The sequence below is a fragment of the Klebsiella sp. HMSC16A12 genome (assembly GCF_001808265.1).
GTDB lineage: Bacteria > Pseudomonadota > Gammaproteobacteria > Enterobacterales > Enterobacteriaceae > Klebsiella > Klebsiella pneumoniae.
This window is the reverse complement of the sequence record NZ_KV792547.1, coordinates 123,333-137,109: the sequence shown is the minus strand read 5'-3', so window position 1 is coordinate 137,109 and position 13,777 is coordinate 123,333. Positions and strand designations below refer to the sequence as shown.

Here is a 13,777-nt window from a genome sequence, read left to right as displayed (position 1 = left end):
ACCGACTGAACTACAGAGGAATCGTGTGAACGAGGCGCATACTACTGGCCTCGCATTTTTGTGTCAACACTAAAATTAACCTGCTGATTCAAATGGCTAAATTTAGCTCAACACGTTGTTTTAGTGAACAATGCGCCGATCGCCTTCGTCCTGCAGGCCATTCTCACGTCTACGCGCCAGCGGATCCTGGCGGTAAAAGTGGCAAAAACGCTGCCACAGGGCCGGGAAGCGAGGCGCGAACAGTTCAGGCGCACTGAAAAAATATTCCGAGAGGACAGCAAAGCACTCTGCGGGATCGGTGGCGGCATAGGCGTCAATACTGGCGGCGCTTTCGCCTACCAGATCTATCTCATCCTGAATGTTGTTCATCGCGGCGTGGAGATCGTGCTCCCAGCCGGCAACTTCACGCAACGGGATAAGCGGCACGCCGCTGGCCCGGTCGCCGTTCCGCGTATCAAGCTTATGCGCCACTTCATGCACCACAAGGTTAAAGCCTGACGCATCAAAAGAGTCTTGAATATCCAGCCAGTTCAGCACTACAGGACCCTGTTGCCAGCTTTGTCCCGACTGTACCACCCGCTGGTTGTGGACCAGACCAATATCATCCTCCCATTCATCATCGACGATGAAAGGGGCAGGGTAGATCAGCACTTCATGGAAGCCATCCAGCCACTCAATGCCCAGCTCTAGCACCGGCAGACAAAAGAGCATAGCAATGCGCGCCTGATGCAGCGGGGTCAGCTCCAGCCCCTGCAATGCCACCAGCCGCTTTTGCTGTAAAAAACGGGCAGCCATCTGCGTGAGCTTGTGCTGCTCAGTGGACGAAAGATGGGCTAAAACCGGAATGGCAAGCGCTTGCTCCCAGGGCATCTCTGCGTTGCCGGACTCATCATCTGCTTTCCAGGGCCATTTAAACATCATATTGCTCGCAAAGTCGTCACTTGAACACAATTACCGAAACGGGAGCTATTAAAATGCCAAAGATCCTGGCATTATAGCAACCATCACAGCGGAGAGATGCCGGAGCGGCTGAACGGACCGGTCTCGAAAACCGGAGTAGGGGCAACTCTACCGGGGGTTCAAATCCCCCTCTCTCCGCCACTTTTCTTGCTCTAACCTTCCCTTCAATAACACCGTTAGCTTCAGGTATAACGCCTGCGCTGGGGTATCACCATCATCATCGTCCTGGTTTCAGCGTAGAGTCGCGGTAGCGCGCTTTATCCTTTTGGCACCTTATCGCCGCTTTTAGCCCGAACGAGCTTAAACGCATCATAAAGAGGGAAGGTACGCCTGGAAAGCGGCAATGTCGAAAAGAGTGATCTCAACGGAGCGGGAACATAAAAAAGCCCGCTGAACGCGGGCTTTGACGGGGATCAGAACTGATAGACCAGGCCGAGGGCGACGATATCATCGGTCGCGATACCGCTGTTTTTGTAGAAGCGGTCGTCTTCATCCAGCAGGTTGATTTTATAATCCACATAGGTGGACATATTTTTGTTGAAGTAGTAGGTCATGCCCACGTCGACATACTTGACCAGATCCTTGTCGCCGTAGCGAGAATAGGCGTAGAGATCTTTACCCTTCGACTGCAGATAGGCCACCGACGGACGCAGCGGTAAATTAAAGTCGTCGAACTGATACTGCGCGACCACTTCGAAGTTCTGCGTTTTGTTGGCAATTCCGCCAAAACTATCGTTGCCATAGAAGGTCATGTTGCGGGTCTCAGCATACATGGCGGCCAGATAGATGTTATTGGCGTCATATTTCGCGCCGACGGTCCAGGCATCGGCTTTATCGCCGTTGGCATAACGCTGGCTGCTACGCGCGGCCGCCAGCTGGTTATGGGTACGGTCAGAAGACGAATACGCTGCCCCGAAGCTGATGCCCATATCGAGATCGTAGTAGCTGGAGATACCAAAACCGTCGCCATTTTCCCGCGCCAGCTTACGTTTCCCACCGTTATTAGTGCCTTCGCCAGAACCGGCGTTTTCATTATTACCCTGATACTGCAGGGCGAAATGCAGGCCGTCGACGAGGCCGAAGAAATCGCTGTTACGGTAGGTGGCCACGCCGTTAGTACGACCGGTCATGTAAACGTCGGTCTGGGTGTAGGTATCGCCGCCGAATTCCGGCAGCATATCGGTCCAGGATTCAATGTCGTAGACCACGCCGTAGTTACGGCCATAGTCCAGCGACCCGCAGTCGGCAAACTTCAGGCCGGCAAAGCCGAGACGGGTCCAGGAATTCGCGCCTTCTTTTTCGCTGGTGTTCGCCTGAATGTTGTATTCCCACTGACCGTAGCCGGTTAACTCGGAAGTAATCTGCGTTTCGCCTTTCAGACCAAAGCGAACATAGGTCTGGTCGCCGTCCTCTGAAGCGTCGTCAGAGAAGTAATGCAGGCCGTCAACTTTCCCGTAGAGGTCCAGTTTATTACCGTTTTTGTTATAGATTTCGGCGGCATTAGCGGCGCTAGCCATTAATAATGCCGGAACCATGAGTGCCAGTACTTTTCTTTTCATTATATATTCCCTTTTAATAATAATTTCTATGAATTATGACAATCCCTCCGGAATGACGATCCGATACTAACGACTAAGTTCATCTTTATTTAAAATAAAATATGTAAATAAATAATGTTAAATATTTCAAAATATTTCTAAGTGGTTCTTTATATTAAATTTGGATGTTTGTGCAAAATTTATTATTTTCTTATATAGCAATACGTTATTGTATATTTTGTTGGTCGTTGTGAATTTTATGAAATAAATTGCACAAATAATAATCAGGCGCATTATTCATTATGGAAATTTATTTTGTGTGAATGTAAATATCCAGGGAATTATCAACCCAGCTTGCGATAATTAAGGAATGAATAGCTTTCAGCGTACGGGAGATAATAAGGACATCTCTTCAGCTTGTGCGCATTGGCAGCATAAGTCGCGAGAAGGCGCAGAAGACGAAGATGAAACTGCTGCCTGTGACGCAGGTTAGCGGTATAATGTGATGCGTGTCACGTTTTGAGTGACAATAGTCTGTTGTGTCACGGAGAGGAATGAGATGGAAGAGCAGGCAAAACGCAGCCCGGGAGGGAAACTTGCGCTCTGGGCGTTGTATGCTTTTTGCGGATATTGTGTCTGGGTCATTGTGCGTTACTGGTGGGTAGTGGGAAAAATTCACAGCGTTCCCGGCGCCAGCGTGGAGGGTGATTTTGGAACAACGGCCGGGAAATGGCTTGGCGCCCTGTTGGGCATGCTGGTCCTCGGCGGCATTGGCTCTATTCTCGGCGCGGTCGTCTGGTATACGCGTCCATCCCGCGGCGAGCAGGATCATCAGCGCTAAAATTGCTATGCTCGAGGCTGACCCTCAGATAAAGGAAAGCCTATGGACCTGGTTGACTGGCAGCAACGATTTGAGCGCTGGATACTGACGCACCATGCGCAGGATGACGCCGCACACGATCTGTCCCATTTTCGTCGCGTCTGGGCGACCGCCACTCAGCTGGCCGCGGGGGAGGAAGTCGACCGGCTGGTACTCCTCACGGCCTGCTATTTTCATGACATCGTCAGCTTGCCAAAAAATCATCCGGAGCGAAGTCGATCCTCGATGATGGCCGCCGAGAAAACCCTCGCCATTCTGCAGTCGGCCTTTGCTGATTTTCCTGCGGATCGTTACCCGGCGGTCAGCCATGCCATCGAGGCGCACAGCTTCAGCGCGGCGATCCCACCGCGCACGCTGGAGGCGAAAATAGTTCAGGATGCCGATCGACTCGAGTCGCTGGGAGCCATTGGTCTGGCGAGGGTCTTCGCTGTCGCCGGCGCCCTGAATACCATCTTGTTTGATGCCGAAGATCCTTTTGCTGATCGGCGGGCGCTGGATGACCGCAAATATGCCCTCGACCATTTCCAGTGCAAACTTCTGCGCTTGCCGGAAACCATGCAAACTGACAAGGGGAAAGCGATGGCGCAGCATAATGCCCGTTTTCTCGTCGAATTTATGGCTAAGCTCAGCGCGGAGCTGCAGGGGGAGCCGCTGGCGCTGGATGAAGCGGTTTTGCGCCGCTTTGCACCGCAGGCGTCAACCGACCGGTGATTTATGGTACTCTCTGCCAAAATCGTCCGCGTTGGTTGAGGATATGCCGCAAAAGTTAAGCAAGGAACACAGGTCGTTGTCGTTGGCTGAACAGGCCGGGGAAGACGCTGAGGCGCTGCTGCGTCAGCTGATGACGATCTACGATGTAAAAACGCTGGTTGCCGAACTGGTGAGCGTCGGCGAACAGCACTGGAGCGCGGCGATCCTCAAGCGCGTGGTGGCGCTTGGCCGCGTGGCGGAGCGTTTGCGCCCGCAGGAAGTTGCTCATCTGGCGACGCTCCTGCCTTCGCCGCCGGCCCATCATCCGCACTATGGGTTCCGTTTTATCGATCTGTTTGCCGGTATTGGCGGGATCCGCAGTGGTTTTGAAGCCATCGGCGGGCAGTGCGTTTTCACCAGCGAGTGGAACAAGCACGCGGTACGCACCTATAAGGCCAACTGGTACTGTGATCCGCAGCAGCACCGTTTTAATGAAGATATCCGTGATATTACCCTCAGCCAACGTTCTGACGTTAGCGACGAGGAGGCGGCGCGGCATATTCGTGAATCTATCCCTCAGCATGATGTGCTGCTGGCTGGCTTCCCCTGCCAGCCTTTCTCGCTTGCCGGCGTCTCTAAGAAAAATGCGATGGGCCGTGCGCATGGCTTTGCCTGCGAAACCCAGGGAACGCTGTTTTTTGACGTGGTGAGAATTATCGCGGCTCGTCAGCCAGCGATTTTTGTGCTGGAGAATGTCAAAAACCTCAAAAGCCACGATCAGGGGCGCACCTTCCGTATCATCATGCAGACGCTGGATGAGCTGGGATATGAAGTAGCTGACGCGGGGCATACCGGGCCGGATGACCCGAAGGTGATTGACGGGCGCCATTTCTTGCCTCAGCACCGGGAGCGCATCGTGCTGGTGGGTTTCCGTCGCGATCTGCAGCTGCATGCTGGATTTACGCTGCGCGACATCGCGGCGCAGTACCCGGCGGTGCGGCCAACATTTGGCGAGCTACTGGAGCCGACGGTCGATGCGAAATTTATTCTTACGCCGGTGCTGTGGAAATATCTTTATCGTTATGCCCGCAAGCATCAGGCGCGGGGCAATGGCTTTGGTTATGGCCTGGTTGACCCCGCCAATCCCCACAGCGTGGCCCGGACGCTTTCTGCCCGCTACTATAAAGATGGTGCCGAAATTCTCGTCGATCGCGGCTGGGACCGGCCGCTCGGTGAGAAGCATTTTGACGATCCGCTGAATCAACAGCGGCGCCCTCGCCGGTTAACGCCGCGCGAATGCGCCCGGCTGATGGGCTTTGAATCCCCGCAGGGGGCGCGTTTTCGCATCCCGGTATCGGATACGCAGGCCTATCGTCAGTTTGGCAACTCGGTGGTGGTTCCGGTCTTCGCCGCGGTGGCGAAACTCCTGGCGCCGCGCATCGCTCAGGCGGTGGCGCGCCGCGAAGCGGATGATAATGATGGCGGATGTTCACGATAAAGCGACGCGCAGTAAAAATATGCGGGCGATCGCCACGCGCGATACGGCGATTGAAAAGCGGATAGCGGCGCTGCTGACCGGGGCGGGATTCACCTTTGTCGCCCAGGATCGCGCGCTGCCGGGACGCCCCGATTTCGCCTTACCCGACTACCGCTGCGTTATCTTTACTCACGGCTGTTTCTGGCATCACCATGACTGTTATCTGTTTAAGGTGCCGGCCACCCGCACGGCATTCTGGCTGGACAAAATCGCCGGTAACGTGGCGCGCGACGCCCGCGACCGGCAAAAGCTGGCCGAAGAGGGCTGGCGGGTATTAATCATCTGGGAATGCGCCCTGCGCGGGCGCCTTAGGCTGAGTGATGCGGCGCTCACCGAGCGTCTGGAAGAGTGGATCTGCGGCGCCGGACACGACGCGCAGATCGATACGCAGGGGATCCGCGAACTGACGACTACTTCGACGCCTTACAAGGAGTAGCCTCGCTGCGGACGGGGAAGAGATATTTCCCCAGCGTCACCAGCACTACGGCGAAAATAATCACCGCCAGCGCCAGCCACTCAATGAGCGACAGGCTCTCGCCGCCGAACCCAGTACCGAGGAGCACCGCGACCACCGGATTAACATAGGCGTAGCTGGTGGCGACCGCCGGGGTGACATTGCGGATTAAAAACATGTAGGCGTTAATGGCGATCAGCGAGCCAAAGATGGCCAGATAGGCCAGGGCAGCGATCCCGGACCAGGAAGGGACGCGGGTTAAGGTTTCACCGCTCAGCCATGAGGCCACCAGCAGGACGATCCCGGCGGCGAGCATCTCGATTGCCCCCGCCATCATGCCGGTCGGCAGTACGATTCGCGAACCGTAAACCGAGCCGAAGGCCCAGCTTAGGGAACCAATCAGGATCAGCAGTGCGCCCCAGGGGTTGCCGTTCAGGTTGCCTCCGCTGTTGAGCATCACGATACCCGCAAGGCCAATGGCAATGCCCAGCCACTCCAGTTTACGGGTGGCGATGCCGAAAAAGCGGCTGAAGCATAAGGTGAACAGCGGTACGGTGGCGACAATCACCGCCGCGATGCCGGAGGGGACGTGCTGATGTTCAGCCAGCGTCACGAAGCCGTTGCCAACCGCAAGCAGCAACACGCCGATCAGCGCAGCGTTAAGCAGCGGACGACGCGCCGGTAGCTTATGGCCGGTGGCCAGTAGCCACCCCAGCAACAGCACGCCGGCAGCGAGAAAACGAATGCCGGCCATCATTAGCGGCGGCCAGCTGGCGACCCCGACGGCGATAGCGAAATAGGTAGAGCCCCAGATGATATACAGCGCAAACAGCGCCCCGATGAGCGGTAAAAGCTGACGGGTAGACATACTTCCTCACGACGGTGCAGAGATAGAAAGGGGACATATAGTAAACGTGAAAACTATCGTGCTGGCGAGTGGTTAATTTGCGTCAGGTTGTTAAATTTATATTGACTAATTGTACCTTGGGCACCGGCCGTTTTTTAACGCATACTCGAGGGAGACATTGATGAAAAGAGAAGGAAAATCATTTTGGCAGGAAGTAGTCTTTTAACATTACTTGATGATATCGCCACGCTGCTGGACGATATTTCCGTGATGGGCAAGGTAGCGGCGAAAAAAACGGCGGGGGTGCTGGGCGACGATTTGTCTCTCAATGCCCAACAGGTTACCGGCGTGCGGGCGAATCGCGAGTTGCCCGTGGTCTGGGGAGTGGCGAAAGGGTCGTTCGTTAACAAAGTGATCCTCGTGCCACTGGCTTTGTTGATCAGCGCCTTCATCCCCTGGGCGATTACGCCATTGTTGATGCTGGGCGGCGCGTTTCTCTGTTTCGAAGGGGTGGAGAAGGTACTGCACAGTCTGGAAGCGCGGAAACACAAAGAGGATCCTGAACGGCGGCAGCAGCGTCTCGCCGCGCTGGCGGAGCGCGATCCGCTGGCCTTTGAGCGTGACAAAGTAAAAGGCGCGATTCGCACCGATTTTATTTTGTCCGCGGAAATTGTCGCCATTACCCTCGGCATCGTGGCGGAAGCTCCGCTGCTTAACCAAATCCTTATTCTTTCGGGGATTGCGATTCTGGTCACTATCGGGGTGTATGGCCTGGTGGGGGTGATCGTCAAGCTGGACGACATGGGTTACTGGCTGGCGGAAAAACGTAGTGCGCTGGCGCAGTGGCTGGGTAAAGGGCTCCTGGCCGTCGCTCCCCGCCTGATGAAGGTGTTGTCCATCGTCGGGACGCTGGCCATGTTCCTCGTCGGCGGGGGGATAGTCGTTCACGGTATTGCGCCGCTGCATCATGCCATCGAGCACTGGAGCGCGGGGTTGGGTGGGGTGATGGCCTCCACGCTGCCGGTCGTCGCCAACCTGGTGCTGGGTTTTATCATCGGCGCGGTGGTGCTGGCGGGCGTTAAGGCGGTGAGCAGCCTGCGTGGCGCTGGAAAGTAGCATGGCGAAACGCAGCGTAACGGCGCCGCGTGTTCTACCCTGAAAACGCCCCGGGTATCGACAGAGACCGGGGCGCTGACGCCGCGAGGTTTGCGCAACGTATTGCGAGAGAAAGATGGATAAGCCACTGCGGTTGAAGTTAAAAAAGTGCTACCACCTGGCTCGCCCGGCGCATGTGGTTAACGCTTGTTTTATCGCAGTGGTGTTTTTCTCCACGCTGCTGATCTGGCGTGAAATCAATGACCTGGAAGAGGCCTACGTGGCCAACCAGCGTAACAATCTGTCTAACGTCGCTCATGAAATGGATGGACTGTTGCAGTTCAACATCGACAGAATGATGTTTTTTCGCCATGGGATGCAGGCGGCGCTCGAACAGCCGCTTGATATCGATGTATTGCGTAAGGCCAGCCAACGCTATCTGAGCCAGCGCCATCAGCAGGCCTGGCGGGTGGCGCTACCGAATCGGCGTACGCTGCCGGTGTTTGGCATCTCAGGCAGCGTCGCTGGCCACAACCCTATCCTGCTGGTGGACGATCCGCTGGCGGCTGATGAACTAATGGCGACGCTCGAGCTGGGTTATCTGCTAAATCTGACGCAGCACGATCGCGATTTCGCCGAGCGGATGCAGTATATCTCTCGTAGCGGCTTTTTTACCTCGACCCTGCCGCTGCGGGATGAGTCGCAGGTGATTACGCACTATTCCCAAGCCCTCGGCGCTCCGTGGTTTACCCGCCAGACCCAACGAAATAATCCGGGGCGAGGCGTTATCTGGCAAACCTTTCCTGACGATGACCCGCAGCTGGAAGAGCAGGTGGTCACCGCTTCGATACCGTTGGATTTTGCCGGTTACTGGCGCGGCGTGCTGGCGATGGATTTCTCAGTCAGTGAAATCAAAGCGTTTTTGGTTAGCGCCATGCAGGGGGGACAAGAGGGAGAGTACCAACTTTATGATAGCCATTTGAACCTGCTGGCTTCTTCCGCGCCGGGGAATGTCCTGACCCTGCTGTCCCCGCGCGAGCAGGAGCTGCTGAGCCGCGCGTTTGTCCATGATAACCAGGGAGGGCTGCGTCTGCTGACGCGCTATATCAGCTGGGCCAAACTGCGCAATTTTGACGGCGTGCTGCTGCGGATCCACACTCTGCGGGAAGGCGTCCGCGGGAACTTTGGCACCATCACCATCGCCCTGACCCTGATGTGGGTCCTCTTCACCTTGATGCTGTTGCTCTCCTGGCTGGTGATCCGCCGCATGGTCCGCAACATGAGCGTTCTGCAAACCTCGCTGGAGTGGCAGGCATGGCACGATGCCTTGACTCGCCTGCTCAATCGCGGGGCGCTGTTTGAACAGGCGATGGCGGTAGCCAGCGACTGCCAGCGCAGCGGACGGCCGCTGGCGGTGATCCAGCTCGATCTGGATCATTTTAAGCACATCAACGATCGCTATGGTCATCAGGCGGGGGACAGGGTGCTGTCGATGGTGGCCAGTACGCTGTCCAGCGCGGTTCGGCAGGGCGATCTGCTGGGCAGAGTGGGCGGAGAAGAGTTTTGTATCGTGATGCCGAATACCACCCTGCAGGAAGCGGCGGCGGTGGCGGAGCGATTGCGCCAGCGTATCCAGGGACGGGAAGTCTTTTTGCATAACAACGTGACGCTGCGGGTTAGCGCCTCGTTAGGGGTGAGCGCCAGCGAAGAGCGGGGGGAGTATCAGTTTGAAGCGCTGCAGTCGGTGGCCGATGGGCGACTCTATCTGGCCAAGCAAAATGGGCGTAACCAGGTCTGTTTTCGCAGCGCAGCGTGAGTAAAACGTTTCGATGCCGATTGGCAAAATGAGAATTATCTTAAAGTGATCGCAGGCGATCGCGCTATCGAATGAAACCGGTTTGCGGCTAAGCCTTCTCACATCAGCCTTGCAGCCCGGTCAGTCACCAGGCGCCAACATTCTCAATATTTTGCGTCATGAATATCTCTTGTCATGCAAAATAATTGAGGATAATGTTTCAACGCATCGGATTTCCCGGTGTAACGAATTTTCAAGTGCTTCTTGCATTAGCAAGTTTGATCCCGACTCCTGCGAGTCGGGATTTTTTTCGCCTGCCGCTAACGGTTGGCTTCACTGGCGCTGAAATCGTGAATATCGAGTTCGAATGCCTCCGCCAGCTCACGCCAGGTATGTGACCCGCGGCCATCGATGCTGGCGCGCTGCGGGTCGTCCAGCGTGCGATGGACTTCGCTTTCGCTGATCTCATTTATCGCCGCCAGCAGGGCATCTACGTTGACGTCAAGGTCGTCCCCGGTCTGGCCTGTTAATTGGTGCTTCATCATTACCCCCTCGCTGAGCGTTGCTCAAGCCTCTCTAAGTATAGCCGGTCTAAAAAAGCGCCAGTCACGTGCCGCGACGCTGCGAGTTGCGTGGTTTTGTTCTACACTGGCTGAAAATATAGAGGAGATGATTATGCAGGTGAACGATCGTGTCACGGTGAAGACCGACGGTGGCCCACGTCGATCGGGGGTAGTGCTGGCGATTGAGTCGTTTAGTGAAGGAACGATGTATCTGGTTTCACTGGAAGACTATCCTCTGGGGATCTGGTTTTTTAATGAAATAGGCCACCCGGATGGGATTTTCGTGGAAAAAGAGGTCTCGTAAAACTGAACTGGCGGGAGCGCCGCCAGTTTGTTTCAGCGCATATTTACCTGAATACCGGAGGTGATGTTTTCGGTCAGCCGAACGATATGATAAATCACCTGCTTATTATGCGTTTGTATTTTCTTTTTAATATTGCCTTTATGCGACGATACCGTCTTCGCTTTGATGTTCATTTGCGTTGAGATTTGCGAAGTACCATGCCCGGCCATCCACATTTGCAGCATATTTGATTCTGTTTTACTCAGTGACAATGTCGGTAAAGTTAACTGCCCTACACTGGTGTTTTTGTATTTAAGATAATTAACCAGAATAACATCAAGGTCTTTTGGGGTTATCGATTTTGAACTGATTAGCAGATTCTTCCGTACCCGCAAATAGCGGTCAAAATGGATGTTCGCCAGCGACATAAAGATAACAAACAGCGTCGCCGGGTTTTGCGTAATGATCTGGCGAATAATGCCATTACTTTCATCATCATGCACGAAACAGTCTTCATTCAGAAACACCACCGCCGGGCAACACGACGTACAGTGTTTCTGCAGATCCGCAGCATTGTTGACCTCAACGATTTCCTGTTTTTTAATTCCCCGACTGGTCAGATATCCCGTCAATCCCAACCGGGTATAGCTGCACAAATCCATAATCATCGTTGACATGACCCATCCTCAATCAACACGTAACGATATACACTTCGCACTGGCTGTGCGAAGCAGTCCTTGCGGGCGATAATAATAGTAGGTTTAGAAAGAACCCATTAGCTCCATTAAACTATTCCGCATCTATGCATATAATTTGCCAGGAAAACTCTTAAAGTAAAGTCAAGAACCGGTAGTGTGACCGAATTAAAAACAAAAAGTGCCCATAGATGCTATGGTTACGCGCCCAGTATTATTTTACTTTCAGAATTTCCTTACTTCAAATGAAACCCACGTTAGCGGTTGCTAGCTTGCTCGCTTATCCCTTTGCGGTGGGGGTGGAAGGCTTAACGCTTTAATGCCACAATACTTTTTTATCGGCTTGTGGGATGAATGATGAAAAAGTTATTTTTTGCTGGCATGGTGGTGGCGCTGGCCGGTTGCGTACAGGTTGATCGTTATGAGGACGTGGTTAAAGCGCCGGCGCCGGCTGGCCTTGCAGGTTTCTGGCAAACGAAAGGGCCGCAGAGCGCGATGATGAGTCCTGACGCCATTGCCAGCCTGATTGTCACCAAAGAAGGGGACACCTTCGACTGCCGCCAGTGGCAGCGCGTGATTGCGCAGCCGGGGAAACTGATGAATCGTGACAGTGAGATCTACAACGTGACCGCTTCCCTGGACATCTATCCTGTCGAGCGCGAGGGCAACACGATCTCCTACGATCGGATGACGTTGTCCCGTGTTGAACGTCTCACTCCGGAGTGCGAGAAGGCGTGGGCCAAAGCGCGAGCGACGGGGCCCGTCAGCGCGCCGGCCTCCACGCGCTGAGATTTTGGCGGGCCATAGCTGGCCCGCCCGGCGTCAGGGAACTACAGCACCTCCTCTAATACCCACACGCTCACGCTCCCCCCGTTACAAGTAAAGGTCGCGCAGCCTTCGCCATCGGTTTCGACAATCTCTTCCCGGTTACCGAGAAAATCCCGCCAGCGTTTGTAGCCATAGTTTTCGCCCAGCGTCAGCGTCTTTTCGCCCTCATCGCCATTGGACATGATCACCACGCAGCCTGGATCGTCGTCAGTACCGCTACGACTAAAGGCGATGCAGTTAGGATGATCGAACCAAAGGGTTTGCACGCCATGGGCAAAACGCTGACGGGCGTCGATCAGCTCGTGGAGTTGTTCGATAACGGGCATCTCAATGGCATATGTCTCTCCGTCGCCGCCGGTATCCTCATAGGAAGCGCCGAAGAGATCGGCATAAAAGACCGAGGGCACGCCATTCTCCCGCAGCAGGATCAGCGCATAGGCGAGGGGCTTGAACCAGGGTTCAACCGGCGCCTCGAGGGCCTGCAGCGGCTGCGTATCATGATTGGTGACCAGAGTGACGGCATGGAAAGGGTCGGCTTCGACCAGCGTCCCGCTGAAAATCTGGCTCATGTCATAATCGCGGCCCTGGCGCGACGCTTCATGAAATTTCATCTGCAGTGGGGCATCAAACAGCATCGTTTTGCCCTCGACCAGGTCGATATACTGCTGGAGCTTCTCCACTTCATGGGACCAGTATTCCGCTACAATAAACAGCGGCTGCGGGGCCACCTCCTGAACATGCTCGATCCACGCTTTATAAAACCAGGCGGGGATATGCTTGACCGCGTCAAGACGAAAACCGTCGCAGCCGGTCTGCTCCATTACCCAGCGCGCCCAGTATTTGATCTCCTCGGTCACTGCATGATTGCGGAAATCGATATTGGCGCCCATCAGATAGTCAAAGTTGCCGAGCTCATCATCGACCTGTTCATTCCAGCCTTCGCCGGTGTAATCGTTGACGATTTTAAACACACCGTCTTCCGTCGGGTTCTCGATGTGGTCAATGCCGCTAAAACATTTGTAGTCCCAGACAAACTGCGAATACTGTCCGGCGCGCACCGGGAAGGTGTAGCGCGTCCATGCCTCGCACTCAATGATCTCCTCGTCAATTTGCGTACGATCCTGCTCATCGACGCGCTGAACGCGCAGAGCCTCTTTTTCATCAGCGCCCATTTTATGGTTGACCACCACATCCAGCAGCACGGCGATATTGTGCTCCTTCAGGGCGTTGATCGCCGCCAGCAACTGCGCTTTGTCGCCATATTTGGTGGCGACAGACCCTTTTTGATCAAACTCGCCGAGGTCAAAGAGATCGTAGGTATCATAGCCGACGGAGTAACCGCCCGAGGCGCCTTTGTAGGCGGGTGGCAACCAGACCATATTGATGCCGATTTCATTCAGGCTGGGCGCCAGCGCTTCGACCTCAGGCCACAGCTCGCCGCCGGTGGGGTAGTACCAGTGAAAACATTGCAATAAGGTGGGGTTTTTCATCTTCCATGCTCCAGACGTCAACAGGCTGACCTTAGCAGTATGGGAGATATCCAGCAAAAAGGGTGAGGAAAGCCCTGATTTTCGCTATACCCTAAAGCGGATCATATATAATAAATTTGCAT

General features: G+C 54.8%; 14 protein-coding genes and 1 tRNA gene. 9 read left to right on the top strand and 6 right to left on the bottom strand.

The features are described 5' to 3' along the window. Window positions 1-120: 120 nt before the first annotated feature. On the bottom strand, window positions 121-921 hold the full coding sequence (gene mtfA, locus HMPREF3140_RS05960; RefSeq protein WP_004227143.1) for a DgsA anti-repressor MtfA: 801 nt from the start codon (window positions 919-921) through the stop codon (window positions 121-123). 90 nt (window positions 922-1,011) lie between these two features. Here mtfA and HMPREF3140_RS05955 point away from each other — a divergent pair. Continuing rightward, window positions 1,012-1,101, top strand: a tRNA-Ser gene (locus HMPREF3140_RS05955). A gap of 272 nt (window positions 1,102-1,373) precedes the next feature. Here HMPREF3140_RS05955 and ompC read toward each other — a convergent pair. Next, complete coding sequence (ompC, locus tag HMPREF3140_RS05950; RefSeq protein WP_002911596.1) at window positions 1,374-2,519, bottom strand: porin OmpC; 1,146 nt, start codon at window positions 2,517-2,519, stop codon at window positions 1,374-1,376. A 538-nt stretch (window positions 2,520-3,057) separates the two neighbouring features. Between ompC and drpB the strand changes: the two genes are divergently transcribed. The 4 genes from drpB (at window position 3,058) to HMPREF3140_RS05930 (ending at window position 6,041) form a co-directional block, all read left to right on the top strand. Continuing rightward, window positions 3,058-3,339, top strand: a complete 282-nt coding sequence (gene drpB, locus HMPREF3140_RS05945) for a cell division protein DrpB (RefSeq protein WP_004151461.1) — start codon at window positions 3,058-3,060, stop codon at window positions 3,337-3,339. Window positions 3,340-3,381: 42 nt separating this feature from the next. Further along, window positions 3,382-4,089, top strand: a complete 708-nt coding sequence (locus HMPREF3140_RS05940; RefSeq protein ID WP_002911594.1) for a phosphohydrolase — start codon at window positions 3,382-3,384, stop codon at window positions 4,087-4,089. A gap of 76 nt (window positions 4,090-4,165) precedes the next feature. Continuing rightward, window positions 4,166-5,566 carry a DNA cytosine methyltransferase gene (locus HMPREF3140_RS05935; protein ID WP_004175390.1) on the top strand — a complete coding sequence of 467 codons (1,401 nt, stop codon included), beginning with the start codon at window positions 4,166-4,168 and terminating at the stop codon, window positions 5,564-5,566. Continuing rightward, window positions 5,547-6,041, top strand: a complete 495-nt coding sequence (locus HMPREF3140_RS05930) for a very short patch repair endonuclease (RefSeq protein WP_015874955.1) — start codon at window positions 5,547-5,549, stop codon at window positions 6,039-6,041. The genes HMPREF3140_RS05935 and HMPREF3140_RS05930 overlap by 20 nt, the downstream gene beginning before the upstream one ends. Here HMPREF3140_RS05930 and yedA read toward each other — a convergent pair. Then, on the bottom strand, window positions 6,016-6,927 hold the full coding sequence (gene yedA / locus HMPREF3140_RS05925; protein WP_032411896.1) for a drug/metabolite exporter YedA: 912 nt from the start codon (window positions 6,925-6,927) through the stop codon (window positions 6,016-6,018). The two genes, HMPREF3140_RS05930 and yedA, sit on opposite strands and share 26 nt — an antisense overlap. Window positions 6,928-7,110: 183 nt before the next feature. On the opposite strand from yedA, the gene HMPREF3140_RS05920 reads away from it, so the two are divergent. After that, on the top strand, window positions 7,111-8,022 hold the full coding sequence (locus tag HMPREF3140_RS05920; RefSeq protein WP_002911591.1) for a DUF808 domain-containing protein: 912 nt from the start codon (window positions 7,111-7,113) through the stop codon (window positions 8,020-8,022). A gap of 115 nt (window positions 8,023-8,137) precedes the next feature. Then, window positions 8,138-9,817 carry a cellulose biosynthesis regulator diguanylate cyclase DgcQ gene (dgcQ, locus tag HMPREF3140_RS05915; protein ID WP_024622768.1) on the top strand — a complete coding sequence of 560 codons (1,680 nt, stop codon included), beginning with the start codon at window positions 8,138-8,140 and terminating at the stop codon, window positions 9,815-9,817. Between the two features lie 299 nt (window positions 9,818-10,116). Here dgcQ and HMPREF3140_RS05910 read toward each other — a convergent pair whose 3' ends face one another. After that, window positions 10,117-10,338, bottom strand: coding sequence for a YodD family protein (locus tag HMPREF3140_RS05910; protein WP_002911589.1), 222 nt, complete (start codon window positions 10,336-10,338; stop codon window positions 10,117-10,119). A gap of 133 nt (window positions 10,339-10,471) precedes the next feature. Between HMPREF3140_RS05910 and dsrB the strand changes: the two genes are divergently transcribed. After that, window positions 10,472-10,663 (top strand): protein DsrB, encoded by a 192-nt coding sequence (gene dsrB, locus HMPREF3140_RS05905; RefSeq protein ID WP_002911586.1) that lies wholly within the window; start codon window positions 10,472-10,474, stop codon window positions 10,661-10,663. Window positions 10,664-10,695: 32 nt separating this feature from the next. On the opposite strand, the gene rcsA is transcribed toward dsrB, so the two are convergent. After that, window positions 10,696-11,319 carry a transcriptional regulator RcsA gene (rcsA, locus tag HMPREF3140_RS05900; RefSeq protein WP_004180447.1) on the bottom strand — a complete coding sequence of 208 codons (624 nt, stop codon included), beginning with the start codon at window positions 11,317-11,319 and terminating at the stop codon, window positions 10,696-10,698. Window positions 11,320-11,691: 372 nt separating this feature from the next. On the opposite strand from rcsA, the gene yedD reads away from it, so the two are divergent. Next, window positions 11,692-12,126: a lipoprotein YedD gene (yedD, locus tag HMPREF3140_RS05895; RefSeq protein WP_004189223.1), complete on the top strand. Its 435-nt coding sequence runs from the start codon at window positions 11,692-11,694 to the stop codon at window positions 12,124-12,126. A gap of 41 nt (window positions 12,127-12,167) precedes the next feature. On the opposite strand, the gene amyA is transcribed toward yedD, so the two are convergent. Next, window positions 12,168-13,655 carry an alpha-amylase gene (gene amyA, locus HMPREF3140_RS05890; protein ID WP_004899206.1) on the bottom strand — a complete coding sequence of 496 codons (1,488 nt, stop codon included), beginning with the start codon at window positions 13,653-13,655 and terminating at the stop codon, window positions 12,168-12,170. Window positions 13,656-13,777 lie beyond the last annotated feature (122 nt).

Coding starts and splice junctions, on each gene's coding strand:
- rcsA (WP_004180447.1), bottom strand. CDS start 11,319: ATGTCAACGATGATTATGGATTTGTGCAGCTATACCCGGTTGGGATTG.
- mtfA (WP_004227143.1), bottom strand. CDS start 921: ATGATGTTTAAATGGCCCTGGAAAGCAGATGATGAGTCCGGCAACGCA.
- ompC (WP_002911596.1), bottom strand. CDS start 2,519: ATGAAAAGAAAAGTACTGGCACTCATGGTTCCGGCATTATTAATGGCT.
- HMPREF3140_RS05910 (WP_002911589.1), bottom strand. CDS start 10,338: ATGAAGCACCAATTAACAGGCCAGACCGGGGACGACCTTGACGTCAAC.
- drpB (WP_004151461.1), top strand. CDS start 3,058: ATGGAAGAGCAGGCAAAACGCAGCCCGGGAGGGAAACTTGCGCTCTGG.
- HMPREF3140_RS05930 (WP_015874955.1), top strand. CDS start 5,547: ATGGCGGATGTTCACGATAAAGCGACGCGCAGTAAAAATATGCGGGCG.
- dsrB (WP_002911586.1), top strand. CDS start 10,472: ATGCAGGTGAACGATCGTGTCACGGTGAAGACCGACGGTGGCCCACGT.
- HMPREF3140_RS05940 (WP_002911594.1), top strand. CDS start 3,382: ATGGACCTGGTTGACTGGCAGCAACGATTTGAGCGCTGGATACTGACG.
- dgcQ (WP_024622768.1), top strand. CDS start 8,138: ATGGATAAGCCACTGCGGTTGAAGTTAAAAAAGTGCTACCACCTGGCT.
- yedD (WP_004189223.1), top strand. CDS start 11,692: ATGATGAAAAAGTTATTTTTTGCTGGCATGGTGGTGGCGCTGGCCGGT.
- yedA (WP_032411896.1), bottom strand. CDS start 6,927: ATGTCTACCCGTCAGCTTTTACCGCTCATCGGGGCGCTGTTTGCGCTG.
- amyA (WP_004899206.1), bottom strand. CDS start 13,655: ATGAAAAACCCCACCTTATTGCAATGTTTTCACTGGTACTACCCCACC.